Below are 25,535 nucleotides of genomic sequence, written 5' to 3'. Positions count from 1 at the left end.
CTTGCGCCAACCCTCAGGCAGCCTGCGAAGCAATCCACTCCCACACGGCGCGCACGGCCGGCTCGCCTTCATGCCCGGCGGCCACCGCGAGAAAGTAGCTGCCCGTGTCGAGCGCCGGTCCGAAGGGCTGCACCAGCGCGCCGCTGCGCAGTTCCTCGGCTGCGAGCGTGAGGCTCAGCAGCGCCACGCCGTGGCCCGCGAGCGCGGCAAGGATGGCGTGGGTCTCGTCCGAGAACGACAGGCCAGCGGCCTTCATCGACCGGCCCCGCGGCGGCGCGATGCCGGCTTCCTTGAACCACCGCGGCCACAGCGCGGGCGCCGCTGCGCCGGGCTGCCAGTCGCAATGGATCAGCTCGTGCTTCGGCAGATCGGCCGCGCGCTTCAGGCCCAGCATCGGGCTGCACAGCGGCGCGTAGCGCTCGGGCATCAGCTCGCGCGACACCAGGCCCGGCCAGTTGCCGCTGCCTGAGCGCAAGGCAATGTCGGCGCCGCCGCGCGCCAGGTCGACCAGTGTGTCGCTCGCATGCAGCCGCAGCTCGATGCCCGGGCAGGCCTTGCGAAAGGCCGCCATGCGCGGCAGCACCCAGCGGGCCGCGAAGGCGGTGTTGGTGGTGAGCGTGACGGCCTGCGGGGCCGACGGCTGGCGCAGCCTTTCGACGCCGGCCTCCAGCGCGTCGAAGCCCGCGCGCAGGTCGTCGAACAGACGCTCGCCCGCGGGCGTCAGTGCGAGCTGCCGCGTGAGCCGGCGAAACAGCGGCCGGCCCAGTGTGTCTTCGAGCGCGCGCACCTGGTGGCTGATGGCCGAGGGCGTGACCGAAAGCTCGAGCGCCGCGCGCTGGAAGCTCAGGTGCGCGGCCGCCGCTTCGAAGGCCCGCAGGGAGAGCAGGGGCGGCAGGCGCCTGGGGCGCCGCACGGATGAGCCAATCTCGTTCATCATGGAGAAATGATCGTTTGTCGGAGGTCGTCTACGTCTCTAGATTAGAAACCTGTGCCGCCATTGTGGCAGCGCAGGACAGAACAGAGCAATTCATCCATGAACACAATGAACCTTCTTCACATCGACGCCAGTGCCCGTCCGGGCCGCTCCGGCATCGATTCCCATGGCTCGCACACGCGCCGGTTGTCCGCGCGTTTTGTCGAGCGCTGGCGCGAGGCGCGGCCGGACGACCGCGTCGACTACCTCGACGTGGGCCAGCATCCGCCCGCGCATGTCGATGCCCGCTGGATCCATGCCGCCTTCACCGCGCCCGCCGAGCGCGAACCCTGGATGGCCGAGGCGCTGGCCGAGAGCGACCGGCTGGTCGACCAGCTCGTGGCCGCCGACCTGATCGTGGTGGGCCTGCCGATGTACAACTTCAGCGTGCCCGCGCAGTTCAAGGCCTGGATCGACAACATCGTGCGCGTGGGCCGCACCTTCGGCTTCGACCGTGCGCGCGGCGCGGTGCCGTACTGGCCGATGCTCGCCGACGCGGGCAAGCGCATGGTGCTGCTCGGCGCGCGCGGCGACCACGGCTACGACCGGGGCGGGCGCATCGCGCACCTGAACCATGCCGAGCGCACCGTGCGCTCGGTGTTCGGCTACATCGGCATCACCGAGGTGTTCGAGGCCGCGGTGGAGTGCGACGAGTTCGGCGGCGAGCAGCTGGCCGAGTCGCTGCGGCAGGCGGAGCGGAAGGTCGACGGCCTGGTGGACCAGCTCGCCGCCGAGCCGCGCTCAGCTCACACGGCCACCGGGCTGCGCTCGGCGAACTGACCGTTCCAGTACGGGTAGTAGGGGTAGGGCGGCGTCACTGCGCTGGCCGCATCGAGCCGCTGGATCTGGTCCGCGCTGAGCTGCCAGCCGAGCGCGCCGAGGTTCTGCCTGAGCTGCTCCTCGTTGCGCGCGCCGATCAGCACGCTCGACACGGTGGGCCGCTGCAGCAGCCAGTTGAGCGCGATCTGCGGCAGCGTCTTGCCGGTTTCTTCGGCCACCTGGTCCATCGCATCGACCACGCGGTACAGGCGCTCGTCGTCCACCGGCGGCGCGAAGCCGGCGGTTTCATGCAGGCGGCTTCCGGCGGGCAGCGGCCGGCCGCGGCGAACCTTGCCGGTCAGGCGGCCCCAGCCGAGCGGGCTCCAGACGATGGCGCCCAGGCCCTGGTCCAGGCCCAGCGGCATCAGCTCGAATTCGTAGTCGCGTCCGATCAGCGAGTAGTAGGTCTGGTTGGCCACGAAGCGCTGCAGCCCGAGCCGGTCGGAGGCCGAGAGCGATTTCATCAGCTGCCAGCCCGAGAAGTTCGAGGCGCCGATCAGCCGCACCTTGCCCACGCGCACCAGGTCGTCGAGCGTGTCGAGCACCATCTCGACCGGCGTCATCGCGTCGAAGGCGTGCAGCTGCAGGATGTCGATGTAGTCGGTGCCCAGGCGCTTGAGCGCGGCATCGGTCGCGGCGATCAGGTGGTGGCGCGAGGCGCCGACGTCGTTCGGCCCGTCGCCGGCGCGCAGCGCGAGCTTGGTCGAGATGATGGCCTTGTCGCGCCGGCCCTTGAGCGCGGCGCCGAGAATCGATTCCGACGCGCCGTTCGAATACACGTCGGCCGTGTCGAACAGCGTCACGCCGGCATCGAGCGCCAGGTCGACGATGCTGCGTGCGCCCTCCACGTCGGTGTTGCCCCAAGCGCTGAAGAGCGGGCCCTGTCCGCCGAAAGTGCCGGCGCCGAAGCCGAGTGCGGGAACCTTGAAGCCGGAGCGGCCGAGAAAGCGTTGTTCCATGATGTCGTGTCTTTGTGGTCGTTAAAAAAAGAATGGAGAGTTCAGGCCCGGGCCGACGCGCAATCGGCCGCCCCGGCATTGCCGCCTTCGCGCCGGTCGAGCGCACGGCTCCAGAGCGCGATCGCCAGCCCGGCGAGCGTGAGCAGCGCGGCCACCCAGCCGAGCGCGCGCAGGCCCGGGCCATGGTCGATGACCACGCCGCCCACCCAGGCGCCGAGCGCATTGCCCAGGTTGAAGGCCGCGATGTTGAGGCTCGACGCCAGGTTCTGGCCCGCGCCCGAGGCCTTCTCGAGCACGCGCAGCTGCATCGGCGCCACGGTGGCAAACGAAGCAATGCCGAGCAGGCCGACGAACACCACCGCTGCGAACGGCGTTCCGATGGTGAACTGCATCGCGCCGAGCACCGCGGCCAGCGCCACCAGCGTGCCGAGCACGGCCGGCATGGTCGACCTGTCGGCCAGCCTGCCGCCGAGGATGTTGCCCACGGCCAGGCCGCCGCCGAACACCAGCAGGATCGGCGACACCGCCGATCCGGACAGGCCCGTGACCTGCGTCAGCAAGGGCTGGATGTAGGTGAACACCGCGAACACGCCCGCAAAGCCGAGTACCGTCATCGCCAGGCCGAGCAGCACCTGCGGCCGCGCGAGCACCGCGAGCTCCTCGCGCAGCGGCGCCGGCCTGGCTTCGCCCTTGACGCGGGGCACGAACACCGCAAGCACCGCAAAGGCCAGCACGCCGATCAGCGTCACCGCCCAGAAGGTGGCGCGCCAGCCGTACTGCAGCCCGAGCCAGGCACCGGCCGGCACGCCCAGCAGCGTGGCGGCCGTGAGGCCGGTGAACATGATGGCGATGGCCGAGGCGCGCCGTTCCGGCGCCACGAGTCCGGTGGCCACCACCGAGCCGACGCCGAAGAAGGTGCCGTGCGCGAGGGAGGTGACCACGCGCGCGGCCATCAGCAGTTCGTAGCTGGGCGCGAGCGCGCAGGCCAGGTTGCCGAGCGTGAAGATCGCCATCAGCGCGAGCAGCACCGTCTTGCGCGGCAGCTTGCGGGTGGCGATGGTGAGGATCGGCGCACCCACGGCCACCCCGAGCGCATAGCCCGAGATCAGCAGGCCGGCGGCCGTGATGGAGACGTGCAGATCCGCCGAGACCTGCATCAGCAGGCCCATGATGACGAATTCGGTGGTGCCTATTCCGAAGGCACCGGCGGTAAGGGCGAGTAGAGCGATTGGCATGATGCCCTGTACTGTGCGGGCATCCGGCCTTGATGACTAGAATGCCGCTGCTACACGCACTTGTGAATTGAAGTCACAGATAAGGACATCCGCCATGCCTCGCATCGACGTCAATCGCTCCGGCGAAATGGAAGCCTTCGTGCAGGTGGTCGAATCCGGCGGGTTTTCCGCGGCGGCGCGGCTGCTCGACATGACACCCTCGGCCGTGAGCAAGCTCGTCGCGCGGCTCGAGTTGCGGCTGGGCATCCAGCTGGTGTACCGCTCCACGCGCAAGCTGCAGCTCACGCCCGAGGGCCTGCATTTCTACGAGCGCAGCACGCGCGTGCTGGCCGACATGGACGAGGCCGAGCGCTGCGCCGCCGCGGGTGCTGCGCCGCGCGGGCGCGTGAGCATCAACGCGAGTGTGTCCTTCGGGCACCACAAGCTGGTGCCGCTGGTGCCGCGCCTGCTCGAGCTGCATCCGCAGATCACGCTGGACATTGCGCTGACCGACCGCATCGTCGACCTGATGGACGAGCGCGCAGACATCGCGATCCGCTGGGGCCAGCTGCCACCGTCCGACCTGGTGGCGCGGCGCCTGGGCGAGACCAGCCAGTCCATCGTGGCCTCGCCGGGCTATCTTGAGAAGTACGGCACGCCGCGCACGCCGCAGGAGCTGGAGGCGCACAACCGGCTGGGCTGGAGCTACCGCCGCAATACGCCCGACTGGCCCCTGCGCGTGGATGGACGAATGATTGCGGTGCCCGTGGCCGGGCCGGTGCGCGCGGGCGACGGCGAAACCCTGCGCCAGCTGGCGATTGCCGGCGCGGGCGTGGCGCGGTTGTCGCTGTACCACGTCCAGCACGACATCGATGCCGGCCGGCTGGTGCCGCTGCTCGAGGAATTCAACCCCGGCGAGGTGGAGCCGATCCATGCGGTGTACATCGGCAAGGCCGGCACGCTGCCGGCGCGCGTGCGCGCGGTGCTCGACTTCCTGGTGGCGTACTCGGGCGTGGGAGGAGGGCGCTACACGCTCAAGCGCAGCGCGCCAATGCCCGCGAACTCCACCGCCACCTGATCGCCGCGGCGGCAGGGCACGATGCCGATCCACGAGCCGGTGGTGACGACGGTGCCGGCCGGCGCGGTCTGCCCGTGCCGCGTGACGTGGCGCAGCCAGACCGGCAGCAGCCACGCCGGATCGGCCAGCGGATGGGTGCCTTCGCGCACCATGGTTTCGGCGCTGCCGACTTTTGTTTCGCAGCGCTGCGAAGCCCAGTCGACGGCCGCATAGGGCTGCCACTCGCCAATCGCGAGCGCGCCGTGCACCTGCGAATCGGCCAGGCGCAGCAAGGCGGGCGTGGCGGCCAGGTCCTGCCAGCGCGAATCGACGATTTCCACCGAGACGGCCATGGCATCGATGAGCGAAGCGGCATCGCCGTGGTCGAGCTTCGCGGCCATGGCGGGCGTCACGTCCTGCCCGAGGCGCAGCGCGATCTCGGCCTCGATGCCGGGCACGTGAAAGGCCATGTCGCTGAAATCCGCCGGGCCCGTGCGCACGCCGGCCGGGGGCAGCGGCGCGTGTGTGAGCGTGGCGCTGCGCGAGGCGCCGCCGGATTTCCAATAACGGGGCACGGTCTGGCCGCCGAACCAGGCCAGCGCCGAAGCGACGGCGTCCTGCACTTCATAGGCCTGGTCGGCCGTCTCCAGCGTGTTGAGCCAGGACGTGGCATCGAGCGTCTGGTTGCTTTGGCGGGCCTGGATCAGGGCGTTGGCGAGGGCTGTCATTGAAGGGGTCATGGGTTGGATTGTCTTCGCTGCTTTTGTGTCTTCGGGCTTTTGTTCTTGGCGCGGTTGTTCGCGTTGTTCAGGGCGCGTGCACAGGCCACCGGGTACTCCCCTCCGCGAATGTCCCCCGGCCTTCGGCCTCCTCCTTGATTTCGCTGCGGGGAGCACCCGATGCCCTGTGCACCAGGGCACGCTGCTGGTGTACCGCTGATCAACGACGGCTCTGATCACGCTCCCGTCGATGGGGTGCCTTGCGCAGCGAAATAAAGGAGGAGGCCGAAGGCCGGGGGACATTCGCGGAGCAAGGTACCCCGTCGGCGGGAGCGCCGCCCTGAACAACAGCACGTCAAGTATCGACATGCACCTTGCCGTCCTTCACCACCTTCGCCCACTTGGTGATTTCAGTCGAGATGAACTGCTTGAACTTGTCCTGCGACCCGCCGCCATCTTCCGCGCCATAGGTGTCGAGCTTTTCCTGCACGTCGGGCATCGCGAGCACGGCATTGACGTCGCGGTTCACCTTCTCGGCAATCCCCGGCGGCAGCTTGCCCGGACCTGCGAGCCCGTACCAGGTGGTGGCCTCGAAGCCCGCGAAGCCCTGCTCCTGCATCGTCGGCACGCCCGCGTGGCCCTTGGCGCGCTTGGTGCGCGTTTGCGCCACGGCCAGCACGCGGCCGCTCTTCACATGCGGCGTGGCCGCGGTCATGGTCTCGAAGCTGTACTGGATCTGCCCGCCCATCAGGTCGGCCAGCAGCGGGCCGCTGCCCTTGTAGGGCACATGCAGCGCATCGACCCGGGCCTGCAGCTTGAACATCTCCAGCGCCAGGTGCTGCGCCGAGCCCGCGCCCGCGGAGCCGAAGCTCACCGTGCCGGGCGAGGCCTTGCAGGCGGCCACGATGTCGTTCACCGTGAGCGCCTTCTGCGCCGGGCTCGCGATCAGCAGGTTGGGCGTGACGCCCACCAGCACGATCGGCACGAAGTCGCGTTCCACGCTGTAGCGCAGCTTGGGCTGCAGGCTGGGCGCGAGCGCATGGCTGTTGATGTGCGCCATCAGCAGCGTGCTGCCGTCGCTGGGCTGCTGCGACACGTATTCGGCTGCCAGCACGCCGGCCACGCCGCCCTTGTTCTCGACGATGACCTGCTGGTTCCACATCACTGTGAGCTTCTGCGCCACCACGCGCGCGAGCGCATCGGTGCCGCCGCCGGGCGGAAAGCCCACCACGATGCGCACCGGCCCCGAAGGCCACTCCTGCGCGAAGAGCCGGGGCACGCCCAGCGTGGCGGCCGCGGCTCCCGCGGCCTGGATCAGCGAACGTCTCTGCATCATCATCTTTGTCTCCGTTGTGTGGTGGGTCCGATGCGTGCCGGGCTCGATGCGTGCTCGCAGCTAGGCGGCCTTCTGCAGGCCGGCATGCGCCGCCGCATGGCTCGCGAAATGGTCCATCGCGGCCTGCACGCCACTGCCCGCGAGCTTGATGCCGCTGAGCTTCATGCCCATCTCGACGCCCGCGACCATGGCCACCAGCGTCAGGTCGTTGCCGTCGCCCAGGTGGCCCATGCGGAACATGCGGCCCTTGAGCTTGCCCAGGCCCGTGCCCAAGGAAAGATCGAAGCGCTGGTGGATGAGCCGGCGCAGCGCATCGGCATCCACGCCTTCGGGCGTGATCACGCCGGTGAGCACGGGCGAATACACGGCCGGGTCGGCGCACTGGATCGGCAGGCCCCAGGCATCGACCGCCGCGCGCACGCCGGCGGCCCAGCGCTGGTGGCGCGCAAACACGTTGTCCAGCCCTTCGGCCAGCAGCATGTCGAGCGATTCCGACAGGCCGTAGAGCAGGTTGGTGTTGGGCGTGTAGGGCCAGTAGCCGTCCTTGTTCATCTCCACGATCTCGTCCCAGGCCCAGAAGGCGCGCGGCAGCTTCGCGCTTTTCGAGGCTTCGAGCGCGCGCGGCGAGAGCGCGTTGAAGCTGATGCCCGGCGGCAGCATCAGGCCCTTCTGCGAGCCGCTGATGGTGACGTCCACGCCCCATTCGTCGTGCCGGAAATCGGCGCTCGCCAGGCCCGAGATGCTGTCGACCATCAGCAGGGCAGGGTGGCCCGCCGCGTCGATGGCCTTGCGCACCGAGGCGATGTCGGAAGTGACGCCGGTGGAGGTTTCGTTGTGCACCACGCACACGGCCTTGATCTTCTTTTCGGTGTCCTTGCGCAGGCGCGCCTCGATGAGGTCGGCCTGCACGCCGCGGCGCCAGCTGGGCGCGGCGGGCAGCTGCTCGTCCTTGCCGGACCAGGCAAGGAACTCGGTCGACAGGCCGAGCCGCGTGGCCATCTTCTGCCACAGCGATGCGAAGTGGCCGGTCTCGTACATCAGCACGTGGTCGCCCGGGCTCAGCGTGTTGGCGAGCGCGGCCTCCCAGGCACCGGTGCCGGAAGCGGGGTAGATCGCGACCGGATGCTTCGTCTTGAAGATCTGCTTGATGCCGCCGAGCACCTTGAGCCCCAGCGTGCCGAACTCGGGCCCGCGGTGGTCGATGGTCGGCAGGCTCATGGCCCGCAGGATGCGGTCGGGCACCGGGCTCGGGCCGGGGATCTGGAGGAAGTGGCGGCCGGTGGGATGGATGTCGAGTTGCAGCATGGGACTGTCCTTTCGCTTTCAGTTTTGCATTCAAAACTGATTTAAACATGCTGGTTTACCCTTAATTAATGGGATTGCAGCTGTGGTTTTTTGCATTCAAAATGCATTCAAGGGAAACAGAAATGACCGCAGACATCATCGAAATCTCGCGCCTCGCGCTGCACGACCAGGTCGCGTCGCGCCTGCGCACGATGCTGGTCGAAGGGCACATCGCGCCCGGCGCCAAGCTCAACGAGCGCGAGCTGTGCCTTCAATTGCGCGTCTCGCGCACGCCGCTGCGCGAGGCCATCAAGCTGCTCGCGGCCGAAGGGCTGGTCGACCTGCTGCCCAATCGCGGCGCGGTGGCGGTGAAGCTCACCGAGGCCGACGTGCTCAACACCTTCGAGGTGCTGGCCATGCTCGAAGGCATGTCGGGCGAGCTCGCGGCCAAGCGCATCACCGACGAGGAACTGGCCGAGGTGCGCGCGTTGCACTACGAAATGATGGCCTGCTTCGCGCGGCGCGATCTCTCGGGCTACTACCGCCTCAACGCGCGCATCCACACCGCCATCAACGAGGCCGCGGGCAACCCGGTGCTGTCCAGCACCTACCGCTCCATCAATGCCCGCGTGCAGTCGCTGCGCTTTCGCACCAACCAGAACGATGCCAAGTGGAAGCACGCGGTCGAGGAGCACGAGCAGATGATCGTTGCGCTGGCCGCGCGCGATGCCGCCGGCATGCGCAAGGTGCTCATCTCGCACGTGATGCGCAAGCGCGACACGGTGCTGGAGCTGATGCGCACCGGCCAGATCTATCCCCAGGCCCACAAGGCGAGCTGAGCTTCGCCACAACACCATGCGCGTCGATCCCGCCAGCCACATCCAGCCCGCCGGAACCGTTCTTCCGCCCAACGACACCTGCGAGCTGCTCGCACGGCGGCTCTGCGCCGAGACCGAGGGCGAGGTGCTGTTCGACGACGGCTCGCGCGGCCGCTATGCCACCGATGCGTCGATCTACCAGATCACGCCGGTCGGCGCCTTCGTGCCGACGAATGAACGCGACATTGCCACCGCCATCGACATCGCACGCGAGCTGAAGGTGCCGGTGCTCGCGCGCGGCGGCGGCACCAGCCAGTGCGGCCAGACCACGGGCGCTGCATTGGTCATCGACAACAGCAAGCATTTCCGCCGCGTGCTCGACGTGAACCTGGAGGAGGGCACCGCCACCGTCGAGCCCGGCCTGGTGCTCGACCACCTGAATGCGCAGCTCAAGCCGCACGGCCTCTGGTATCCGGTCGATGTGTCGACCAGCGCGCAGGCCACGCTGGGCGGCATGGCGGGCAACAACTCCTGCGGCTCGCGCTCCATCGCCTACGGCAACATGGTGCACAACGTGCTGGGTGCGAGCGCCTGGCTCTCGAGCGGCGAGTTGGTGGAGTTTGGCCCGCAATCCACGCTGGGCGCCCGCGCGGCGGGCATCGCGAAGTTCGTGCACGGGCTTGCGCTGGCGCACCGCGAGCAGATCCACGCCCACTGGCCCAAGGTGCTGCGCCGCGTCGCGGGCTACAACCTCGACATCTTCGACAACCAGAGCGAGCGCCCCTACACCGCCGACGGCAGCGTGAACCTCGCGCACCTTCTGGTCGGCGCCGAAGGCACGCTGGCCTACACCCGGAGCCTCACGCTCAAGCTCGCGCCGCTGCCGCGCGCCAAGGTGCTGGGCATCGTGAACTTTCCGACCTTCCATGCGGCCATGGATGCGGCGCAGCACATCGTGAAGCTGGGCCCCACGGCGGTGGAGCTGGTCGACCGCACGATGATCGAGCTGAGCCTTGCCAACCCGGCCTTCAAGCCCACGGTGGAAACCGCGCTGATCGGCAAGCCCGCGGCCATCCTGCTGGTCGAGTTTGCCGGCGCCGAGAAAGCCGCGCTGCTGCCACGGCTCAGGCAGCTGGTCGAGCTGATGGGCGACCTCGGCCTGCCCGGCAGCGTGGTCGAAATGCCCGACGACGCGCGCCAGAAGAACCTGTGGGAAGTGCGCAAGGCCGGCCTCAACATCATGATGAGCCTGAAGGGCGACGGCAAGCCGGTGAGCTTCATCGAGGACTGCGCCGTGCCGCTCGAGCACCTGGCCGAATACACCGATGCATTGACCGAGGTGTTTGCGAGGTACGGCAGCCGCGGCACCTGGTATGCGCATGCCTCGGTCGGCACGCTGCACGTGCGGCCGATCCTGGACATGCGCACCGACGGCGGCGCCAAGATGCGAGCCATTGCGGAAGAAGCCGCGGCGCTGGTGCGCAAGTACAAGGGCGCCTTCAGCGGCGAGCATGGCGACGGCCTGTGCCGCGGCGAGTGGATCGAATGGCAGTTCGGCCCGGCCATCAACGAGGCCTTCCGCGCCATCAAGCGCGAGCTCGATCCGGCCAACCTGTTCAACCCCGGCAAGATCGTCGATACGCCGCGCATGGACGATGCCTCGCTGCTGCGCTTTGCGCCGCCTACCGCGCCCAGGCCCTACCGGCGCATCGAGCTCAAGCCCGCGCTCGACTGGTCGGCCTGGAACGTCAACGCCGACCCGGTGACCGAGAAGACCACCGCGCCCGGCACCGGCGGCGACAGCACCGGCGGCCTCGCCAAGGCCGTGGAAATGTGCAACAACAACGGCCACTGCCGCAAGTTCGACGCCGGCACCATGTGCCCGAGCTACCGCGTGACGCGCGACGAGCAGCACTTGACGCGCGGACGCGCCAACACGCTGCGGCTCGCGCTCTCGGGCCAGCTCGGCGCCGACGCCTTCACCGGCGAAGAGATGCACGAGACCATGGACCTGTGCGTGGGCTGCAAGGGCTGCAAGCGCGACTGCCCGACCGGCGTCGACATGGCGAAGATGAAGATCGAGTTCCTCGACCACTACAAGAAGCGCCACGGCCACTCGCTAAAAGACAAGCTGGTGGCCCACATGCCCGACTATGCGCACAAGGCGAGCCGCCTGCCGTGGCTCATGAACCTGCGCAACACCGTGCCCGGCGCCGCCTGGCTCGGCGAGAAGCTGCTGGGCTTTTCGGCGCGCCGGTCGCTGCCCGAATGGCGCTCCGACACTTTCTGGCGCGCCAAGGCCGAGCTGCCGGGCATGTTCGCCAGCCGCGAGGCCGTGCTGTCGGTGCAGGCGAACGGCGGCCGCGCGGCGGTGCTTTTCGTCGACACCTTCAACGGCACCTTCGAAAGCGAGAACGCGCTGGCCGCGGCGCGTGTGCTCAAGGCCGCGGGCTACACGCTGCACACGGTCGAGAAGAGCGGCGGGCACCACTGCTGCGGCCGCACCTTCCTGGCGAGCGGCATGGTCAGCGAGGCCAAGCGCCGTGCGGAAGCATTGATCGACGCGCTCAGGCCGCTGGCCGAGGCCGGGGTGCCCATCGTCGGGCTCGAGCCTTCGTGCCTGCTGACGCTGCGCGACGAAACCCTGGTGATGGGCTTCGGCAAGAAGGCCGAAACCGTGGCGAAGCAGGCTTTGCTGCTCGAGGAGTTCATTGCACGCGAGCTCAAGGCCGGCCGCTTCAAGCTCGCGCTCACGCCCGCCACGGCGCCGATCCTGCTGCACGGCCACTGCCATCAGAAGGCCTTCGGCGCGGTGAGCCCGATATTGGACGTGCTGCGGCTCATTCCCGGCGCCGAGCCCGAGCTGATCGAAAGCTCCTGCTGCGGCATGGCGGGCAGCTTCGGCTACGAGGCGCGCCACATCGACGTGTCGATGCAGATGGCCGAGGCCAGTTTGTTGCCCGCGATCCGCGCGCGGCCCGACGCCATCGTGGTGGCCGACGGCACCAGCTGCCGCCATCAGATCGGCGACGGCGCGCAGCGCGAGGCGGTGCATGTGGCGGTGCTGCTGGAGCGGCACTTGGTGCCGCCAACCCTGCCGCCCGATCAGGCTTAGCGGCTGGCAGAAAATGGCGCGATGAATGCAGCATCGGGCAGCACCAGCAGCGAAACCATCGAGCCAGGCTTTGCCTTGTTCGAAACCGCCATCGGCACCTGCGCGCTGGCCTGGGGTCCGCGCGGGCTCGTCGGCGTGCAGTTGCCCGAAGAAAACGGTGAGGCTGCCACGCGGGCGCGCATGCGGCGCCGCTTTGCAAACCTGAGCGAAGCCGAGCCGCCCGAAAGCGCGCGGCGCGCGATCGCGGCCATCCAGGGCCTGCTGAACGGCGAATCCGATGACGACCTCAGCGGCATCGTGCTCGACATGAGCCATGTGTCGGAATTCCACCAGCGCATCTATGCGATTGCACGGCGCATTCCGCCCGGGCAGACGCGCACCTATGGCGAGATCGCGGCCGAACTCGGCGACAAGGGCCTGTCGCGCGCGGTGGGCCAAGCCATGGGCCACAACCCCTTCGCACCCGTGGTGCCGTGCCACCGCGTGCTGGCCGCGGGCAACAAGCCCGGCGGCTTTTCGGCGGGCGGCGGCGCGCTGACGAAGCTGCGCATGCTCGACATCGAAGGCGCGCGGCCGAACGGAATGGCTTCGCTTTTCTAGCAGCCTGAGGAGGCAGTCACGCGGCTGCAACCGGCAGCCGATGCAGCCCCGCGATGCGCGAGGCAAAAATGATTCCCGCCTGCAGCATGAAGCCCGCCAGCGCGAGCAGCAGGCAGGCCGGCTCGCCCCACGCGGCACCCACCGCGCCGCCCAGTGCGGCACCGATCGGCCGGGCGCCCGCATTGACCGTGAGGAACACCGCCGACACCCGGCCCAGCATCGCCGAGGCCGTGACGCTCTGCCGCAGCGTGGTGGTGGTGATGGTCCAGACCATCGGCCCGGCACCGAACAGAAAGAATGACAGCGCGGCCAGTGACGCGGCCGGCACCACCAGGGTGGCCGCCATGGTTGCCGCGGCCGCCACCGCCACTGCGGGCCCGACCTGGATCGCGCGGCCGAACGGCAGGCGCGCCACCACGCGCGAGGTCAGCAGCGCGCCCGCCACCATGCCCGCGCCGTACATCGCCAGCGTGAAGCCGACCCCCTGCGCACCAAGGCCCAGAACCCGCACCGCATACGGCACGTAGCCGGCCTGCAGCACGAACCACGAGATGTTGAAGACCGCGCCCGTCATCAGCATGGGCCGCAGCAATTCATGCCGCCAGACAAAGCGCGCGCCATCGCGCACCTCGAACAGCGGATGGCGCTGGGATGCAGCCGGGCGCGGCGCCTCGGCCAGGCGCAGCAGCAGGCCCACCGCCGCAATCGACAGCACGGCCGCCAGCACGAAAGCCGTCGAAGCACCCGCCCACGCGACCAGCGCGCCCGCCAGCGCAGGCCCGGCCGTGAACGCGGCGCTGCGCGCAAGCTCCAGCCGGCCGTTGGCGGCCGCCAATGCATCGCGCGGCACGAGCGCCGGCACCAGCGCGGGTGCTGCGACGCTGAAACCCACGGTGCCGACCGCGCCCAGGAAGCCGAGCACCGCGAGCCAGCCGATGCCGAGCTTCGACGCCAGCACCATGGCCAGCAGCACCAGCAGCGAGACGGCGCGCAGTCCCTCGGATGCCACCATCAGCCGCTGCCGCGACATGCGATCGGCCAGCACGCCCAGCGGCATCGACAGCAGTAGGAAAGGCAGCGTCTGAATGGCCGCGAGAAAGCCGATCTCGCCTGGCCCGGCACCGAGCACGAGCACCGCGACCAGCGGCACCGCCGCAAGGCTCAGCTGCTCGGCGGACTGCGCTGCGAGGTTGCACCACGCGAGATAGACAAAGGGACGGGGAAGGGCGGCTTTCATGCTGGAGGTGCTTTGTGCGAGGAAGCCTCCATGCTGCGGTCGCGCGCCGCCTGGCGCTGGCCGTTTACGGACCTGCGAGCGCCATCGCGCCTTGCGAGTCCGAGGCCATCATCTCCTCGAACCATTGCGCGACGTACGCGGCTTCCGGCGCGGCGTCGGGCGAGAGGCCGTAGTAGTAGCGGTTCAGCGGCATGCGCAGCGCGGGCAGTGGCGACTGCAGCCGGCCCGAGGCCAGGTCGTGGGCCACCAGCGAGGTCGGCGCCAATGCGATGCCGAGCCCGTCGACGGCGGCCTGCAGCACGAAGTGCAGGTGGTCGAACTGCAGCCGCCCCGCCGGCTTGGCGCGCGGTGCGCCGACGTGCTTCTTCCAGGCGTCCCAGTCTTCCTTGCGCGTGCGGGCCGACAGCTGCACATGCGAGGCCAGCGCGCGCAGGTCCGAAAGCGGATGCGCCTTGAACAGCGCCGGCGCGCCGACCACCAGCACTTCGTCTTCGAGGAAGGGGCGCACCTCGATGGAAGGCGGCCAGCCCTCGAGCCCGCGGCGCACCGCGATGTCGAAGCTGCCCGCGGCCTGTTCGGGCATGACCGTGCTCGTGACCACCTGCGGCTCGATCTCGGGGTAGCGCTCGACGAACAAGGGCAGGCGCGGAATGAGCCACCGCACCGCGAAGGAGGGCCGCACGTTGATCCTCACGGCACGGGCCGGCCCTTGCGCCTGCAATGCACGCGCCGCCGCATGGATCTGCGCGATGGCCGGGCCCGCCTCGGCGAAGAACTGCTGTCCCTCCGCGGTCAGGGCGACCTGGCGGATGCGGCGCTCGAACAGCGCGACGCCCAGGCATTCCTCCAGGCTCTTGATCTGCCGGCTCACCGCGCTGTGCGTCACATGAAGCTCGATGGCTGCGCGCGTGAAGCTCTGGTGGCGGGCCGCGGCGACGAAGGCGCGCACGGCATTGAGGGGCGGTTCTCGAAGCGGCATGCGTGCAATTTTCTCACGCATGGCGGGCATTAATGTCGTTTGTCGGCATGCCTTGCGCCGGCGCACGATGCGGGCTCGATGTTTCGCACACAGCCCGCTCCAGCTCCCGCTGCCACCGACCTGAACTCCCGCCACGCGGCCATTGCGCTCGGCCTTTCGCTGCCGGCCGACGTGGTGCTCTACCTGCTGCTGCCGATGTATGCGGCGCAGTTCGGCGTGACGCTGGCGGAGGCCGGCATGCTGCTTGCGGCCAACCGGCTCGTGCGCATTGCGGGCTACGGCGTGGTGGCGCGCTTCTATGCGCGCAACGGCGATCGGCTCACCTGCAGCATCGCGGTGGTGGCGGCTGCGTTCTGCGGACTCGGCTATGCCACGCTCTCGGGCTTCTGGGCGCTGCTGCCGCTGCGGCTCGTGTGGGGGCTGTGCTTTGCCGCGCTCAACCTGTCGACGCAGTCGCTGGCCACGGCCGAACTGCTCGGTGCGGCGCGCCGCAGCGGGCGTTCGCGCGCGCTCATCGCGATGGGGCCGGTGCTCGCATTGCCGCTGGGCGCGCTGCTGGCGCTGTGGGCCGGGCCGCGCATCATCTTCTGCATTCTTGCGGCGTTCTCGCTGGCGGCGGTGCTGGCCACGCGGCGCCTGCCTGCGGCGCCACACGGCAGCCCGCACAGCCGGCCCGCGCGCCGCTTCGGGCGGCCCAACAGCCTCGATGCCTGGTCGTTCATGGAAGGACTCACGCTCGACGGGCTCTTCATCGTCGGCCTGTCCTATCTGGGCAAGGACCTGATGCCGGGCGGCGCGGTGGTGATGGCCGGCTCGCTGATGGCGCTGCGCTACCTCGCGGAAATCCTGCTGAGCCCGGTCGGCGGCCACATGGCGGAGCGCTTCGGTGCCGAGCGGCTGCTGGTGAGCCTTTCGCTCGTGACGGCGATCGGGCTGGCAGGCTTCGGCCTGGGCTGGCTGTGGAGCTGCGCGGCACTGATCGTGGTGCTGCGCGCCTTGCAGCTGCCATTGCTGCCGCCGATCGTGGCGCGCCGCACGCCGGGGCCCGAGCGCATGAATGCGCTGGCCGCGCGCGCGGTGTGGCGCGACGTGGGCGCCGGCATCGGGCCGCTGCTGGCCGGGCTCCTGCTGCCGGTCGTGGCATCGTCGTGGCTCTACGGCATCTGCGCGCTGCTGCTCGCCGCCGCGGCGCTGGCCTGCGGCAGGAACCCGTCGGCATCGCCGGACAAGCAACAAGGAGTGATCCCATGACCCATGCCATCGACACCCTCGCGCAGCTCGAAGCGCTGTTCGGCGAAGCCGGCGAGGCCTCGCTCAAGAAGGAGGTGCCCTGGCTGCACCCGAGCTACCAGGCGCTGATTGCTGCTTCTCCTTTTGCGGTGCTGGCCACCACCGGGCCCGGCGGCCTCGACGCCTCGCCGCGCGGCGACCCGCCCGGCTTCGTGGCGGTGCAGGACGAGAAGACGTTGCTGCTGCCCGAGCGCCGCGGCAACAACCGGATCGACAGCCTGCGCAACATCGTGGCCGATCCGCGCGTGGCGCTGCTGTTCCTGATTCCGGGCGTGGGCGAGACCCTGCGCGTGAACGGCAGGGCGCGCATCACGACCGAGCCCGGGCTCATGGCCCGCTTCGCAATGGAGGGCAAGCTGCCGCAGTGCGTGATCGAGATCCGGGTGGAATCGGTTTTCTTCCAATGCGCGCGCGCCATCCAGCGTTCGAAGCTGTGGGCGCCGCTGCCGGCGGATTTGCGCCGCGAAGTGCCCACGCCCGGCGCCATCCTGTCGGCGCTGACCGATGCCGCCTTCGATGGCGAGAGCTACGACCGCGAACTGCCGGCGCGGCAGCGCGCCACCTTGTATTGAGCAGCGCCTTTCGGTTCGTTCAGGGCTCGGGCGAGGCCTGGTGCTGCTGCTGCGCCCGCATGATCTGGTGGCGCTGCCAGTAGCGCCCGACCGCGCCCTTGAAATTCTCCTTCTGCTTGCCGAGGCCGCCCACCTTGAGCTTGGTGGTGCGCGCGCCGAGCATGCCCTTGTCGTGGTGCGTGACCACCAGCAGGTCGCCGAAGGTGTTGTCCTGGAAGGTCAGGTCCTTGACCTCGTCCCAGCCGACGGTCGAGCCGCCATCCACGCTCTGGCGCAGGCCCGCATGGCTCACCTCGATGCTCTCGCTGTTCTTCAGCGCGAAGGCAACCGGCGGAAAGTGGCGCAGCACCACGGCGCGCTCCTCCTCGGTGGCCGGCTCGTAGCGGTAGGCGAGGCTCAGTTCGTGGTTCTGCACGAAGCGCTGCTCGTAGTCGCTCCACAGCCGCTGTTCGATGGCGGCGGCGGTTTCGATGTCGTCGGCCCACGAGGCCGCGGGCGCGGTCGCGACGATCGCACCGTAGTCGCTTTCGGGCACATGGTGGCCGACGTTGCGCATGCGTTCGAGCAGCGGCGGATGGCTGTCGTAGGGGTGCGGCACGTCGGCGGTCTTCATGGTTTCGACGAACGCATCCGAACTGGCATAGGGCGGCAGGCCGGCGGCCACGAAGCCCGCGATGCCGAGCGCGCCGTCGTGCTGGCGGTCCTGCGCGAAGAGCTTGCGTTCGACGTCGTTGCGGTAGCTCGCATAGGCCGCGATCTTGATGAGCGACTGCACGATGGCGCCGGGCGCCGTGAGGCTCGCGGACACGCTGTCGGCCTTGTATTCGCGCTCGCGGCTGTCGCGCGCCAGGGCAAAGGCGAAGATCATGCGATACAGGCGCAGCAGGTAGTGCGCCACGATGCTCAGGCCGCCGTCGCGCATCTTCCAGGTGTACTGGTCGAACTGCAGCAGCTTGGGGCCGAGCGCCGCGCTGCTGCGGGTGTCGCCGCCGCCCAGGTGGGCCAGCTCATGCGCCAGCACCGCATCGGCCTCCGACTGGTCGAGCACGCGCAGCAGCGGAATGCTCACGAACAGCGTGCGGCCTTGCAGCGTGCGCCCGCCCACCTCGCAGGGCGCCTCGGTGACGAAGAAGTTGGTGTCGATGCCGGCCACGATCTGGTCGGGCGGCGCGGTCTTCACGCGCGCGGCCAGCTGGCGGATGCGTTCCCACAGGCGCGGCGCATCGGCCTCGGCCACCACTTCGCCCTCGATCTCGTTGCCGAAGGGCAGCTTCTTGAACAGCGTGTAGATCGCATAGAACACGGCCACCGCGGCCGCGATGCCCGCGATGATGATCAGCTTGACGTAGTAGCTGTGCCAGAAGTAGGCCGTGACCCAGAACGACAGCCACACCAGCATCGCGCCCTGCAGCGCGACCTCGAGCGCGCTCGACACCGTCATGAGCCGCCAGCCCGCCACGAAGCTCGCATAGCGCAGGCCCCGGTTGGCAAAGGCCAAGGCCCCCAGCACCAGCGCCGCCGCGAGCAGGGCCGCGCCCAGCACCAGCGTCCAGCCGGCGGCGCGGTCGGCCCAGTGGAACTGCCAGTGCATCGAGTAGGGGCTGCACACCTTGTCGTGGTAGTTCTTGTCTTCGGGCGCGGTCGCGCTGCAGGCCTTGGAGAGCGGGTGGCTGCGGTAGAACTCGGTGGCCTGCGCCTTGTTGCCGGCGGACAGGCTGGTGTCGGAGGCGATGCGCTTCTCGATCGCCTGCAGGAATTCGGCGTCCTCCGTGCGCAGCGCGTACTCCGTGAAGACCAGCGTCGCCGCCGGAATGGCGAAGAGCGACACCAGGGTCAGAAGGAAGACGCGAAAGAGGTCGGCATGGATCGTTCGGGCGAGGGCCATGGGGTGCTTCTCCTGGATGCGATGTTGTGATTCGTTGTGCAAAACCGGCCGGAAAGGCGATAGCGTAGCGGGCGTTTGCCTCCTTGCGTATGTCGAAAATCGTGCATGCGCATGGCGTGAATACGAAGGTCGTACTCTTTGCGCAGAATTAGCAACAGCGATGCGGCGACCCCACGCCTGCATCGGATGCCGCGCTTGGCGACAATCGCTCCAATGCGTTCTTCGTCTCCTTTTTTCAAGATGGCCCTGCTGCTGGGCCTGCTCTCGGCCATCGGGCCCTTCGCCATCGACATGTACCTGCCGGCGCTGCCGGCCATCGGCCAGGCGCTGCGCGCCGACATCGGCGCGGTGCAGATGAGCCTCACGGCGTTCTTTCTTTCGCTGGGCGCGGGCCAGCTGCTGTACGGGCCGGTCTCGGACATGGTCGGGCGCAAGCCGCCGCTGTACGCCGGGCTGGTGCTGTTCGCGCTGGCGAGCGTGGGCTGCGCGCTGGCCACCGACATCCACACGCTGATCGCGCTGCGCTTCGTGCAGGGCCTGGGCGCGGCGGCCGGCATGGCGATTCCGCGCGCGGTGGTGCGCGACCTGCACACCGGCACCGATGCCGCGCGCCTCATGTCGCTGCTGATCCTGGTGTTCAGCGTGTCGCCGATCCTCGCGCCGCTCGCGGGCAGCGCGGTGATTGCGGTGGCGGGCTGGCGCGGCGTGTTCTGGGCCGTGACCATTGCCGCGGTGGCGGGCCTTGCGATGATGGTCACGCAACTGCGCGAAACGCGGCCGGCCTCGGAGCGCGTCGAGAGCAGCCTCGGCAGCGCCTTGTCGGCCTACGGGGTGCTGCTGCGCGACTGGCATTACCTCGGGCTGGTGTTCATCGGCGGCTTTGCGATGGCGGGCTTCTTCACCTACCTGGCGAATTCGTCGTTCGTGATGATCGACCACTACGGCCTGTCGCCCGCGCTCTACAGCGTGGCCTTCGGCGTGAACGCGGCGGCCTTCATCGGCGCCTCGCAGTTCACCGGTTCGCTGGGCGAGCGCTTCGGGCTGGTGGGCCTCGTCAAGTTCGGCGTGGTGGCCTCGGGCATGGCGATGCTGGCGATGTTCGCGTACTTTGCCGCGGGCGGCGACAGCCTCTGGGTGCTGATCGTGCTGTACTTCATCGCCTCCGGCTTCATGGGCCTGGTGATCCCGACCACCGGCGTGCTGGCGCTGGAGATGCACGGCGCCATCGCGGGCACGGCCTCGGCGCTGCTCGGCACGCTGCAGATGCTGACCGGCGCACTGGCCATGGCGGTGGTGGGCCTCTTCACCGACGGCCGCCCGCTGCCGATGGTGGCCGGCATGGCCGGCGGCGCGCTGATCGCGCTGGTGCTGACCTGGCTCACGCTGGGCAGCGTGCGCTCCGAACCCACGCGCAGGACGCAAGAGGCGTGAGCGGCGCAGCGCACATGCAAGCCGCGGCGGCGGTCGAGGGCAACGCCGCGCAGGCCGCCGACGGGCTGGACCAGCCCGCGCGCCAGCGCGCAATGCTGGTGATCATCCTCGGCATCATGGTGGCGGTGCTCGACGGCACCATCGTCAACCTGGCGCTGCCGGGCATTGCGCGCGAACTGCAGGCCAGCCCCTCGCATGCGATCTGGGTGGTCAACGCCTACCAGATCGCCACGCTGGTGATGCTGCTGCCGCTCGCGTCGCTCGGCGACCTGGTCGGCTACCGGCGCGTCTACCTGGTGGGCATGGCGGTGTTCACGGTGTCCTCCATCGGCGCCACCTTTGCCGATTCGCTGGCCACGCTGATTGCCGCGCGCACCTTCCAGGGCCTGGGCGCGGCCGGCATCATGAGCGTGAACGCGGCGCTGGTGCGGCTGACCTTTCCCTCGGCGCTGCTGGGGCGCGGCATGGCGATCAACTCGATGGTGGTGGCCACCTCCTCGGTGGCCGGGCCTTCGGTGGCGGCCGCCATTCTCTCGGTGGCTTCGTGGCCGTGGCTGTTTGCCATCAACGTGCCGCTGGGCGCCATCACGCTGGCGCTGGGCCTCAAGGCGCTGCCGTTCAACCGCGTGGCGCCGGCGGCGGGCCTGCGCTTCTCGCCGATCGACGTGGCGCTCAACGTGCTGATGTTCTCGCTGGTGTTCCTGGGCGTCGACCGGCTGGGCGTGCGCGAGGGCGGCGTGCCCGGCGGCGCGCAGGCCTCGGCCTGGGCCATCCTGCTGGCCGGCGTGGCGGTGGGCTTCGTCTATCTGCGGCGCCAGCGCAGGCTGGCGGTGCCGCTGTTTCCGATCGACCTGCTGCGCATTCCGGTGTTCGCGCTTTCCATGGGCACGTCGGTGGCGGCCTTCTGCGCGCAGATGCTGGCCTACATTGCGCTGCCGTTCCTGCTGCTCGAGGTGTACGGCCGCAGCCACATCGAGGCCGGGCTGCTCATCACCGCCTGGCCGCTGGCCATCGTGGCGATGGCGCCCATCGCGGGCCGGCTGATCGGGCGCTATCCGGACGGGCTGCTGGGCGGCATCGGGCTGGGCCTGCTCGCCATCGGCCTGGCGTTGCTGGCGGCGCTGCCGGCGCATCCGGGCAATGCCGACATCGCCTGGCGCATGGCGCTGTGCGGGCTGGGCTTCGGCCTGTTCCAGTCGCCGAACAACCACACCATCGTGACCTCGCCGCCGGCGCACCGCAGCGGCGCGGCCAGCGGCATGCTGGGCACGGCGCGGCTCACGGGGCAGACGCTGGGCGCGGTGGTGCTGGCCGGCGTGTTCAGCATCTGGACCCCGCACGGCGGCCGCGGACCGGTGGTGGCGCTGGTGCTGGCGGCCTGCTGCGCGGGCCTGGCGGCGGTCTTCAGCAGCCTGCGGCTGAAGACGACGGGGCAGGGCGGCTGAATAGGTTAGGGTACGCCCCTATGACGGAAGTACCTGGAACCGTGGTTTGCCCGGGCTGCGATGCGGTCTTCAGCCGCGCGCCGCTGAAGCCGCGCGAGGTGTCGCGCTGCGCCCGCTGCGGCACCGAGCTCTATCGCCACGCGGGCGACCAGCAGCGCCGCATCCTGCCGTTGACGGTGGCCTCGCTGATCATGTTCGCCATTGCCAACCTGTTCCCGATCGTCGAGATCGAGCTGCAGGGCCTGCGCAGCCAGACCACGCTGGCCGGCGCCGTGCTGGTGCTGAGCCGCGAAGGCATGTCGGTGGTGGCGCTCTTGGTGCTGGCGACGACGCTGCTCTTTCCGCTGATGCAGCTGTGCATCCTGGCCTACCTGCTGGTGCCGCTCAGCCGCGAGCGCCGCCCGGCCGGCTTTGCGATCCTGGTGCGCGCCATGCAGATGCTGCGGCCCTGGGGAATGATCGAGGTGTTCCTGCTCGGCGTGCTGGTGGCGATCGTCAAGCTCTCGAGCATGGCGAGCGTGGTGGCGGGGCCGGCGCTGTGGGCTTTCATGGCGCTCACGGTGCTGCTCACCGCGGTGCTCTCGTTCAACCCCAATGCCTTCTGGGAAATGACCTTCCGCCCGCCCGGCGAATCCGGCGAGCCCGGCAGGGAGGCCGCGTGAGCGCAGGCGAATTCCAGGCGCCGGACGACGCCGAAGCGCCGGTGGCCACGGCCAGCGCGCTGGGCCTCCTGGCCTGCCCGCATTGCGATGCCGTCTGGCGCGGCGCTGCCGAGGGCGAGTCCTGCGGGCGCTGCGGCACGCACCTGCACACGCGCAAGCCCTATAGCCTGAACCGCACCTGGGCCTTCCTCATTGCGGCGTGCATCATGTACATCCCGGCCAACCTGCTGCCGGTGATGATCACGCGCACGCTCTTCGGCGCGCAGTACGACACCATCCTGAGCGGCGTCATCTACTTCTGGGTGTCGGGCGCCTACGGGCTCGCGGCCATCATCTTCATTGCGAGCTTCCTGGTGCCGCTGTTCAAGCTCACGGTGCTGATCCTGCTGGCCTTGCTGGCGCAGCGCGGCAGCAGCTGGCGCCGGCCCGAGCGGGCCAGGCTCTATCACATCATCGAGATCATCGGCCGCTGGTCGATGCTCGACGTGTTCGTGGTGTCGCTGCTCACCGGCCTGGTGCAGATCCAGGGCTTTGCGGTCATCAACGCGGGCGTGGGCATTGCGGCCTTCGGATCGGTGGTGGTGCTGACGATGCTGGCCTCGCTGAGCTTCGACCCCAGGCTCAACTGGGACAGCCGGCAGGAGCAGCAGCAGGAAGCCGAACGGGAACGCCGGGAACCGGCACGCGACAACAGGGAACACAAGCCAGCATGAGCGACGACGAAGCCAGACCCCCCAACGATCCATCCCCCCCGCCCGGGCTTCCTGCGCCGCGCGTGGTGCGCCGGCGCGAATGGCTGCCCTCGCTGATCTGGCTGATCCCCATCGTTGCCGCGCTGGTCGGCGTGATGCTGGTGGTCCGGATCCTGATGCAGCGCGGGCCCGAGATCGTGCTCACCTTCAACACGGCCGAAGGCCTGGAGGCCAACAAGACGGCTGTCAAGTACAAGGACGTGCAGATCGGCACGGTGCAGAGCCTGAAGCTCGCGCGCGACCGCTCGCATGTGCGCGTGACCGTGCAGCTCAGCAAGGAAGCCGAGAGCTTCACCGCCGAGGATTCGCGCTTCTGGGTGGTGCGGCCGCGGCTCGACACCTCGGGCATCTCGGGCCTGGGCACCTTGCTGTCGGGCGCCTACATCGGCGCCGACGCGGGCGTGTCGAACGAGACCGCGAGCGAGTTCAAGGGACTGGAGGTGCCGCCGATCGTCACGCGCGATGCCTCGGGCCAGCAGTTCCTGCTGCGCGCCACCGACGTGGGCTCGCTCGACGTGGGCTCGCCGGTGTATTTCCGGCGCATCAAGGTGGGCCAGGTGGCCGCCTACGAACTCGATGGCGACGGCCGCGGCGTGACGCTGCGCATCTTCGTCAATGCGCCCTACGACAAGTTCGTGGGCGTCAACACGCGCTTCTGGCAGGCCAGCGGCATCGACGCGCAGCTCAGCGCCAGCGGCTTCACGCTGCGCACGCAGTCGCTCGCCACCATCCTGCTCGGCGGCATCGCCTTCCAGGCGCCCGACGACGCCATGGGCCCGCTGGCCAAGGAGAACACGGCCTTCACGCTGGCGCAGGACGAAACCGCGGCCATGAAGGAGCCCGACGGCCCACCGCAGACGCTGCTGATGTACTTCAACCAGTCGCTGCGCGGCCTCACGCCCGGGGCGCCGGTCGATTTCCGCGGCGTGGTGATCGGCGAGGTCAAGTCGATCGGCGTGGAGTTCGACCGCGCCGAGCGCGAGTTCCGCATGCCGGTGCTGGTGCAGGTCTATCCGGACCGGCTGCGCCGCCGCGCGGGCGAGAGCGGCGTGGAGTCGCGTGCCACCCAGCAGGAGCGGCTGCGCTTCCTGGCCGAGAAGGGGCTGCGCGCGCAGCTGCGCAACGGCAACCTGCTGACCGGGCAGGTGTACGTGGCGCTCGACTTCTTCCCCAAGGCGCCGCCCGCCCGCATCGACGTGACGAAGAACCCGATCGAGCTGCCCACCATTGCCAACAGCCTCGACGAGATCCAGTCGCAGGTGCAGGAGATCGCAAGCAAGCTCAACAAGGTGCCCTACGAGCAGATCGCGGCCGACCTGCGCACCACGCTGGCCTCGCTCAACAAGACGCTGGCCAGCACCGAGCAGGCGGTGAACCGCATCAACACCGACCTGACGCCCGAACTGGCCGCCGCCATGAAGGATGTGCGCAAGACCGTCAACAGCGCCGAGCGCACGCTGGCCGACGACTCTCCGCTGCAGCAGGACATGCGCCAGACGCTGCGCGAACTCACGCGCGCCGCGGGCTCGGTGCGCGTGCTGACCGACTACCTCGAGCGGCATCCCGAGTCGCTCCTGCGCGGCAAACCGGACGACAAGAAATGAAGAACAAGAAGAATCTGCTTTCGCTTGCTGCCGTCGCGGCGCTGATGGTCCTCGCAGGCTGCGCGAGCAAGCCCGACAGCTACTACACGCTCGCCAGCGCAGTGCCGGCCGCGGAGGCGGCCCCGTCGACCCTCGGCACCGCGGCGCCGCTCTACATCGAGCTGGCGCCGGTGGCGGTGCCCGAGCGGCTCGCGCGGCCGCAGATGGTGGTGGGCCGGCCGGGCGGCAGCGTGCAGGTCGACGTGCTCGAGCAGCACCGCTGGGCCGCATCGTTCGAGAACGAGCTGCAGGACGCGCTGGCCAGCGGCATCGCGGCGCGGCTCGGTGCGCTCGATGTCACCAAGGGCGGCCGCCCGTCCGCGCAGCCCGTGTGGCGCATCGCTGTGCAGGTGCGGCGGTTCGACGCGGTCGATGGCGGGCGCGTGGATGCAGGCTTCAACTGGACGCTGCGGCGCTCCGACGAGCCGCGCACCGTGGTGTGCCAGCTGGACGCGGGCGAAGCGGTCGCAGGCGGCATCGATGCGGTGGCGCAGGGCGCGCAGCGCATCACCGCCGCGGCAGCCGCGGCCATTGCGCGCAGCGTGAATGCGGCGCGGGCGAATCCGTCCGCGACCTTATGTGCGGCCTGATTCTCTTTCTCCCTCCCCTTCCGGGGGAGGGCCGGGGTGGGGGCACGACGGCGCTCATCGATGCGTGGCGTCCAGTTGCGAGCAGCCCCCATCCCGACCTTCCCCCGGAGGGGGAAGGAGCAAGACAGGCATCTGCTTCCAGATAGATCGGAGCT

Annotated in this window: 22 protein-coding genes; 13 read left to right on the top strand and 9 right to left on the bottom strand. The window is 69.4% G+C overall.

Going from position 1 to position 25,535, the window contains the following annotated elements:
* Positions 1–13: 13 nt before the first annotated feature.
* Positions 14–934, bottom strand: coding sequence for a LysR substrate-binding domain-containing protein (locus ACAM58_RS14030; protein WP_369664494.1), 921 nt, complete (start codon positions 932–934; stop codon positions 14–16).
* Between the two features lie 99 nt (positions 935–1,033).
* Between ACAM58_RS14030 and ACAM58_RS14025 the strand changes: the two genes are divergently transcribed.
* Positions 1,034–1,753, top strand: a complete 720-nt coding sequence (locus ACAM58_RS14025; protein ID WP_369663040.1) for an FMN-dependent NADH-azoreductase — start codon at positions 1,034–1,036, stop codon at positions 1,751–1,753.
* On the opposite strand, the gene ACAM58_RS14020 is transcribed toward ACAM58_RS14025, so the two are convergent.
* Positions 1,720–2,751: an aldo/keto reductase gene (locus ACAM58_RS14020; RefSeq protein ID WP_369663039.1), complete on the bottom strand. Its 1,032-nt coding sequence runs from the start codon at positions 2,749–2,751 to the stop codon at positions 1,720–1,722. The genes ACAM58_RS14025 and ACAM58_RS14020 overlap by 34 nt on opposite strands.
* 41 nt (positions 2,752–2,792) lie before the next feature.
* Complete coding sequence (locus tag ACAM58_RS14015; protein WP_369663038.1) at positions 2,793–3,986, bottom strand: MFS transporter; 1,194 nt, start codon at positions 3,984–3,986, stop codon at positions 2,793–2,795.
* 94 nt (positions 3,987–4,080) lie between these two features.
* Here ACAM58_RS14015 and ACAM58_RS14010 point away from each other — a divergent pair, with 94 nt between their 5' ends.
* Positions 4,081–5,043 (top strand): LysR substrate-binding domain-containing protein, encoded by a 963-nt coding sequence (locus ACAM58_RS14010; RefSeq protein WP_027729590.1) that lies wholly within the window; start codon positions 4,081–4,083, stop codon positions 5,041–5,043.
* Here ACAM58_RS14010 and ACAM58_RS14005 read toward each other — a convergent pair.
* The 3 genes from ACAM58_RS14005 to ACAM58_RS13995 form a co-directional block, all read right to left on the bottom strand.
* Positions 4,992–5,750: a fumarylacetoacetate hydrolase family protein gene (locus tag ACAM58_RS14005; protein WP_369663037.1), complete on the bottom strand. Its 759-nt coding sequence runs from the start codon at positions 5,748–5,750 to the stop codon at positions 4,992–4,994. The two genes, ACAM58_RS14010 and ACAM58_RS14005, sit on opposite strands and share 52 nt — an antisense overlap.
* 346 nt (positions 5,751–6,096) lie before the next feature.
* On the bottom strand, positions 6,097–7,080 hold the full coding sequence (locus ACAM58_RS14000) for a Bug family tripartite tricarboxylate transporter substrate binding protein (RefSeq protein ID WP_369663036.1): 984 nt from the start codon (positions 7,078–7,080) through the stop codon (positions 6,097–6,099).
* A gap of 57 nt (positions 7,081–7,137) precedes the next feature.
* Complete coding sequence (locus ACAM58_RS13995) at positions 7,138–8,382, bottom strand: alanine--glyoxylate aminotransferase family protein (RefSeq protein WP_369663035.1); 1,245 nt, start codon at positions 8,380–8,382, stop codon at positions 7,138–7,140.
* 122 nt (positions 8,383–8,504) lie between these two features.
* Here ACAM58_RS13995 and ACAM58_RS13990 point away from each other — a divergent pair, with 122 nt between their 5' ends.
* The 3 genes from ACAM58_RS13990 to ACAM58_RS13980 are packed head-to-tail and all read left to right on the top strand — an operon-like array spanning position 8,505 to position 12,894.
* The gene (locus tag ACAM58_RS13990; RefSeq protein WP_278874659.1) at positions 8,505–9,200 is read left to right on the top strand and encodes a GntR family transcriptional regulator; all 696 of its coding nucleotides are present in this window, start codon (positions 8,505–8,507) and stop codon (positions 9,198–9,200) included.
* 16 nt (positions 9,201–9,216) lie between these two features.
* Complete coding sequence (locus ACAM58_RS13985; RefSeq protein WP_369663034.1) at positions 9,217–12,294, top strand: FAD-binding and (Fe-S)-binding domain-containing protein; 3,078 nt, start codon at positions 9,217–9,219, stop codon at positions 12,292–12,294.
* Positions 12,295–12,315: 21 nt separating this feature from the next.
* Entirely contained in the window at positions 12,316–12,894 is a 579-nt protein-coding gene (locus ACAM58_RS13980; protein WP_369663033.1) for a methylated-DNA--[protein]-cysteine S-methyltransferase, read from the top strand.
* A 16-nt stretch (positions 12,895–12,910) separates the two neighbouring features.
* Here the strand turns inward: ACAM58_RS13980 and ACAM58_RS13975 are convergent, their stop codons facing one another.
* Positions 12,911–14,131, bottom strand: coding sequence for an MFS transporter (locus tag ACAM58_RS13975; protein ID WP_307592764.1), 1,221 nt, complete (start codon positions 14,129–14,131; stop codon positions 12,911–12,913).
* A 64-nt stretch (positions 14,132–14,195) separates the two neighbouring features.
* A complete protein-coding gene (locus tag ACAM58_RS13970) occupies positions 14,196–15,110 on the bottom strand; it encodes a LysR substrate-binding domain-containing protein (RefSeq protein ID WP_369663032.1) in 915 nt (304 codons plus the stop codon).
* 78 nt (positions 15,111–15,188) lie between these two features.
* On the opposite strand from ACAM58_RS13970, the gene ACAM58_RS13965 reads away from it, so the two are divergent.
* On the top strand, positions 15,189–16,361 hold the full coding sequence (locus ACAM58_RS13965; RefSeq protein WP_369663031.1) for an MFS transporter: 1,173 nt from the start codon (positions 15,189–15,191) through the stop codon (positions 16,359–16,361).
* Positions 16,358–16,972, top strand: coding sequence for a pyridoxamine 5'-phosphate oxidase family protein (locus tag ACAM58_RS13960; RefSeq protein ID WP_369663030.1), 615 nt, complete (start codon positions 16,358–16,360; stop codon positions 16,970–16,972). The genes ACAM58_RS13965 and ACAM58_RS13960 overlap by 4 nt, the downstream gene beginning before the upstream one ends.
* A 19-nt stretch (positions 16,973–16,991) precedes the next feature.
* On the opposite strand, the gene ACAM58_RS13955 is transcribed toward ACAM58_RS13960, so the two are convergent.
* On the bottom strand, positions 16,992–18,857 hold the full coding sequence (locus ACAM58_RS13955; RefSeq protein ID WP_369663029.1) for a M48 family metallopeptidase: 1,866 nt from the start codon (positions 18,855–18,857) through the stop codon (positions 16,992–16,994).
* A gap of 213 nt (positions 18,858–19,070) precedes the next feature.
* Here ACAM58_RS13955 and ACAM58_RS13950 point away from each other — a divergent pair, with 213 nt between their 5' ends.
* Genes ACAM58_RS13950 through ACAM58_RS13925 form a run of 6 tightly spaced genes read left to right on the top strand, consistent with a single transcriptional unit; the run spans position 19,071 to position 25,380 of the window.
* Positions 19,071–20,288, top strand: coding sequence for a Bcr/CflA family efflux MFS transporter (locus ACAM58_RS13950; protein WP_027729630.1), 1,218 nt, complete (start codon positions 19,071–19,073; stop codon positions 20,286–20,288).
* Between the two features lie 14 nt (positions 20,289–20,302).
* On the top strand, positions 20,303–21,733 hold the full coding sequence (locus ACAM58_RS13945; protein ID WP_369664493.1) for an MFS transporter: 1,431 nt from the start codon (positions 20,303–20,305) through the stop codon (positions 21,731–21,733).
* Between the two features lie 20 nt (positions 21,734–21,753).
* Positions 21,754–22,395 carry a paraquat-inducible protein A gene (locus tag ACAM58_RS13940; RefSeq protein ID WP_018904467.1) on the top strand — a complete coding sequence of 214 codons (642 nt, stop codon included), beginning with the start codon at positions 21,754–21,756 and terminating at the stop codon, positions 22,393–22,395.
* The gene (locus ACAM58_RS13935) at positions 22,392–23,108 is read left to right on the top strand and encodes a paraquat-inducible protein A (RefSeq protein WP_369663028.1); all 717 of its coding nucleotides are present in this window, start codon (positions 22,392–22,394) and stop codon (positions 23,106–23,108) included. The genes ACAM58_RS13940 and ACAM58_RS13935 overlap by 4 nt, the downstream gene beginning before the upstream one ends.
* On the top strand, positions 23,105–24,751 hold the full coding sequence (locus ACAM58_RS13930; RefSeq protein ID WP_018904465.1) for an intermembrane transport protein PqiB: 1,647 nt from the start codon (positions 23,105–23,107) through the stop codon (positions 24,749–24,751). Before ACAM58_RS13935 ends, ACAM58_RS13930 begins: the two co-directional genes overlap by 4 nt.
* Positions 24,748–25,380: a membrane integrity-associated transporter subunit PqiC gene (locus ACAM58_RS13925; protein ID WP_018904464.1), complete on the top strand. Its 633-nt coding sequence runs from the start codon at positions 24,748–24,750 to the stop codon at positions 25,378–25,380. Before ACAM58_RS13930 ends, ACAM58_RS13925 begins: the two co-directional genes overlap by 4 nt.
* Positions 25,381–25,535 lie beyond the last annotated feature (155 nt).

This window comes from Variovorax sp. V116, assembly GCF_041154435.1.
Lineage (GTDB): Bacteria > Pseudomonadota > Gammaproteobacteria > Burkholderiales > Burkholderiaceae_C > Variovorax > Variovorax paradoxus.
Note: the sequence above shows the minus strand (reverse complement) of the source record. Positions and strands in the feature narration are given on the sequence as shown.

Bases quoted from the DNA above. Each gene is read 5' to 3' on its own strand.
- ACAM58_RS13960 (WP_369663030.1), top strand. From the start codon at position 16,358: ATGACCCATGCCATCGACACCCTCGCGCAGCTCGAAGCGCTGTTCGGC.
- ACAM58_RS13965 (WP_369663031.1), top strand. From the start codon at position 15,189: ATGTTTCGCACACAGCCCGCTCCAGCTCCCGCTGCCACCGACCTGAAC.
- ACAM58_RS13945 (WP_369664493.1), top strand. From the start codon at position 20,303: ATGCAAGCCGCGGCGGCGGTCGAGGGCAACGCCGCGCAGGCCGCCGAC.
- ACAM58_RS13925 (WP_018904464.1), top strand. From the start codon at position 24,748: ATGAAGAACAAGAAGAATCTGCTTTCGCTTGCTGCCGTCGCGGCGCTG.
- ACAM58_RS14020 (WP_369663039.1), bottom strand. From the start codon at position 2,751: ATGGAACAACGCTTTCTCGGCCGCTCCGGCTTCAAGGTTCCCGCACTC.
- ACAM58_RS14010 (WP_027729590.1), top strand. From the start codon at position 4,081: ATGCCTCGCATCGACGTCAATCGCTCCGGCGAAATGGAAGCCTTCGTG.
- ACAM58_RS13990 (WP_278874659.1), top strand. From the start codon at position 8,505: ATGACCGCAGACATCATCGAAATCTCGCGCCTCGCGCTGCACGACCAG.
- ACAM58_RS14015 (WP_369663038.1), bottom strand. From the start codon at position 3,986: ATGCCAATCGCTCTACTCGCCCTTACCGCCGGTGCCTTCGGAATAGGC.
- ACAM58_RS14005 (WP_369663037.1), bottom strand. From the start codon at position 5,750: ATGACAGCCCTCGCCAACGCCCTGATCCAGGCCCGCCAAAGCAACCAG.
- ACAM58_RS14030 (WP_369664494.1), bottom strand. From the start codon at position 934: ATGAACGAGATTGGCTCATCCGTGCGGCGCCCCAGGCGCCTGCCGCCC.
- ACAM58_RS13930 (WP_018904465.1), top strand. From the start codon at position 23,105: ATGAGCGACGACGAAGCCAGACCCCCCAACGATCCATCCCCCCCGCCC.
- ACAM58_RS13975 (WP_307592764.1), bottom strand. From the start codon at position 14,131: ATGAAAGCCGCCCTTCCCCGTCCCTTTGTCTATCTCGCGTGGTGCAAC.
- ACAM58_RS13970 (WP_369663032.1), bottom strand. From the start codon at position 15,110: ATGCCGCTTCGAGAACCGCCCCTCAATGCCGTGCGCGCCTTCGTCGCC.
- ACAM58_RS14000 (WP_369663036.1), bottom strand. From the start codon at position 7,080: ATGATGATGCAGAGACGTTCGCTGATCCAGGCCGCGGGAGCCGCGGCC.
- ACAM58_RS13985 (WP_369663034.1), top strand. From the start codon at position 9,217: ATGCGCGTCGATCCCGCCAGCCACATCCAGCCCGCCGGAACCGTTCTT.
- ACAM58_RS13950 (WP_027729630.1), top strand. From the start codon at position 19,071: ATGCGTTCTTCGTCTCCTTTTTTCAAGATGGCCCTGCTGCTGGGCCTG.
- ACAM58_RS13955 (WP_369663029.1), bottom strand. From the start codon at position 18,857: ATGGCCCTCGCCCGAACGATCCATGCCGACCTCTTTCGCGTCTTCCTT.
- ACAM58_RS13940 (WP_018904467.1), top strand. From the start codon at position 21,754: ATGACGGAAGTACCTGGAACCGTGGTTTGCCCGGGCTGCGATGCGGTC.
- ACAM58_RS13995 (WP_369663035.1), bottom strand. From the start codon at position 8,382: ATGCTGCAACTCGACATCCATCCCACCGGCCGCCACTTCCTCCAGATC.
- ACAM58_RS13980 (WP_369663033.1), top strand. From the start codon at position 12,316: ATGAATGCAGCATCGGGCAGCACCAGCAGCGAAACCATCGAGCCAGGC.
- ACAM58_RS14025 (WP_369663040.1), top strand. From the start codon at position 1,034: ATGAACACAATGAACCTTCTTCACATCGACGCCAGTGCCCGTCCGGGC.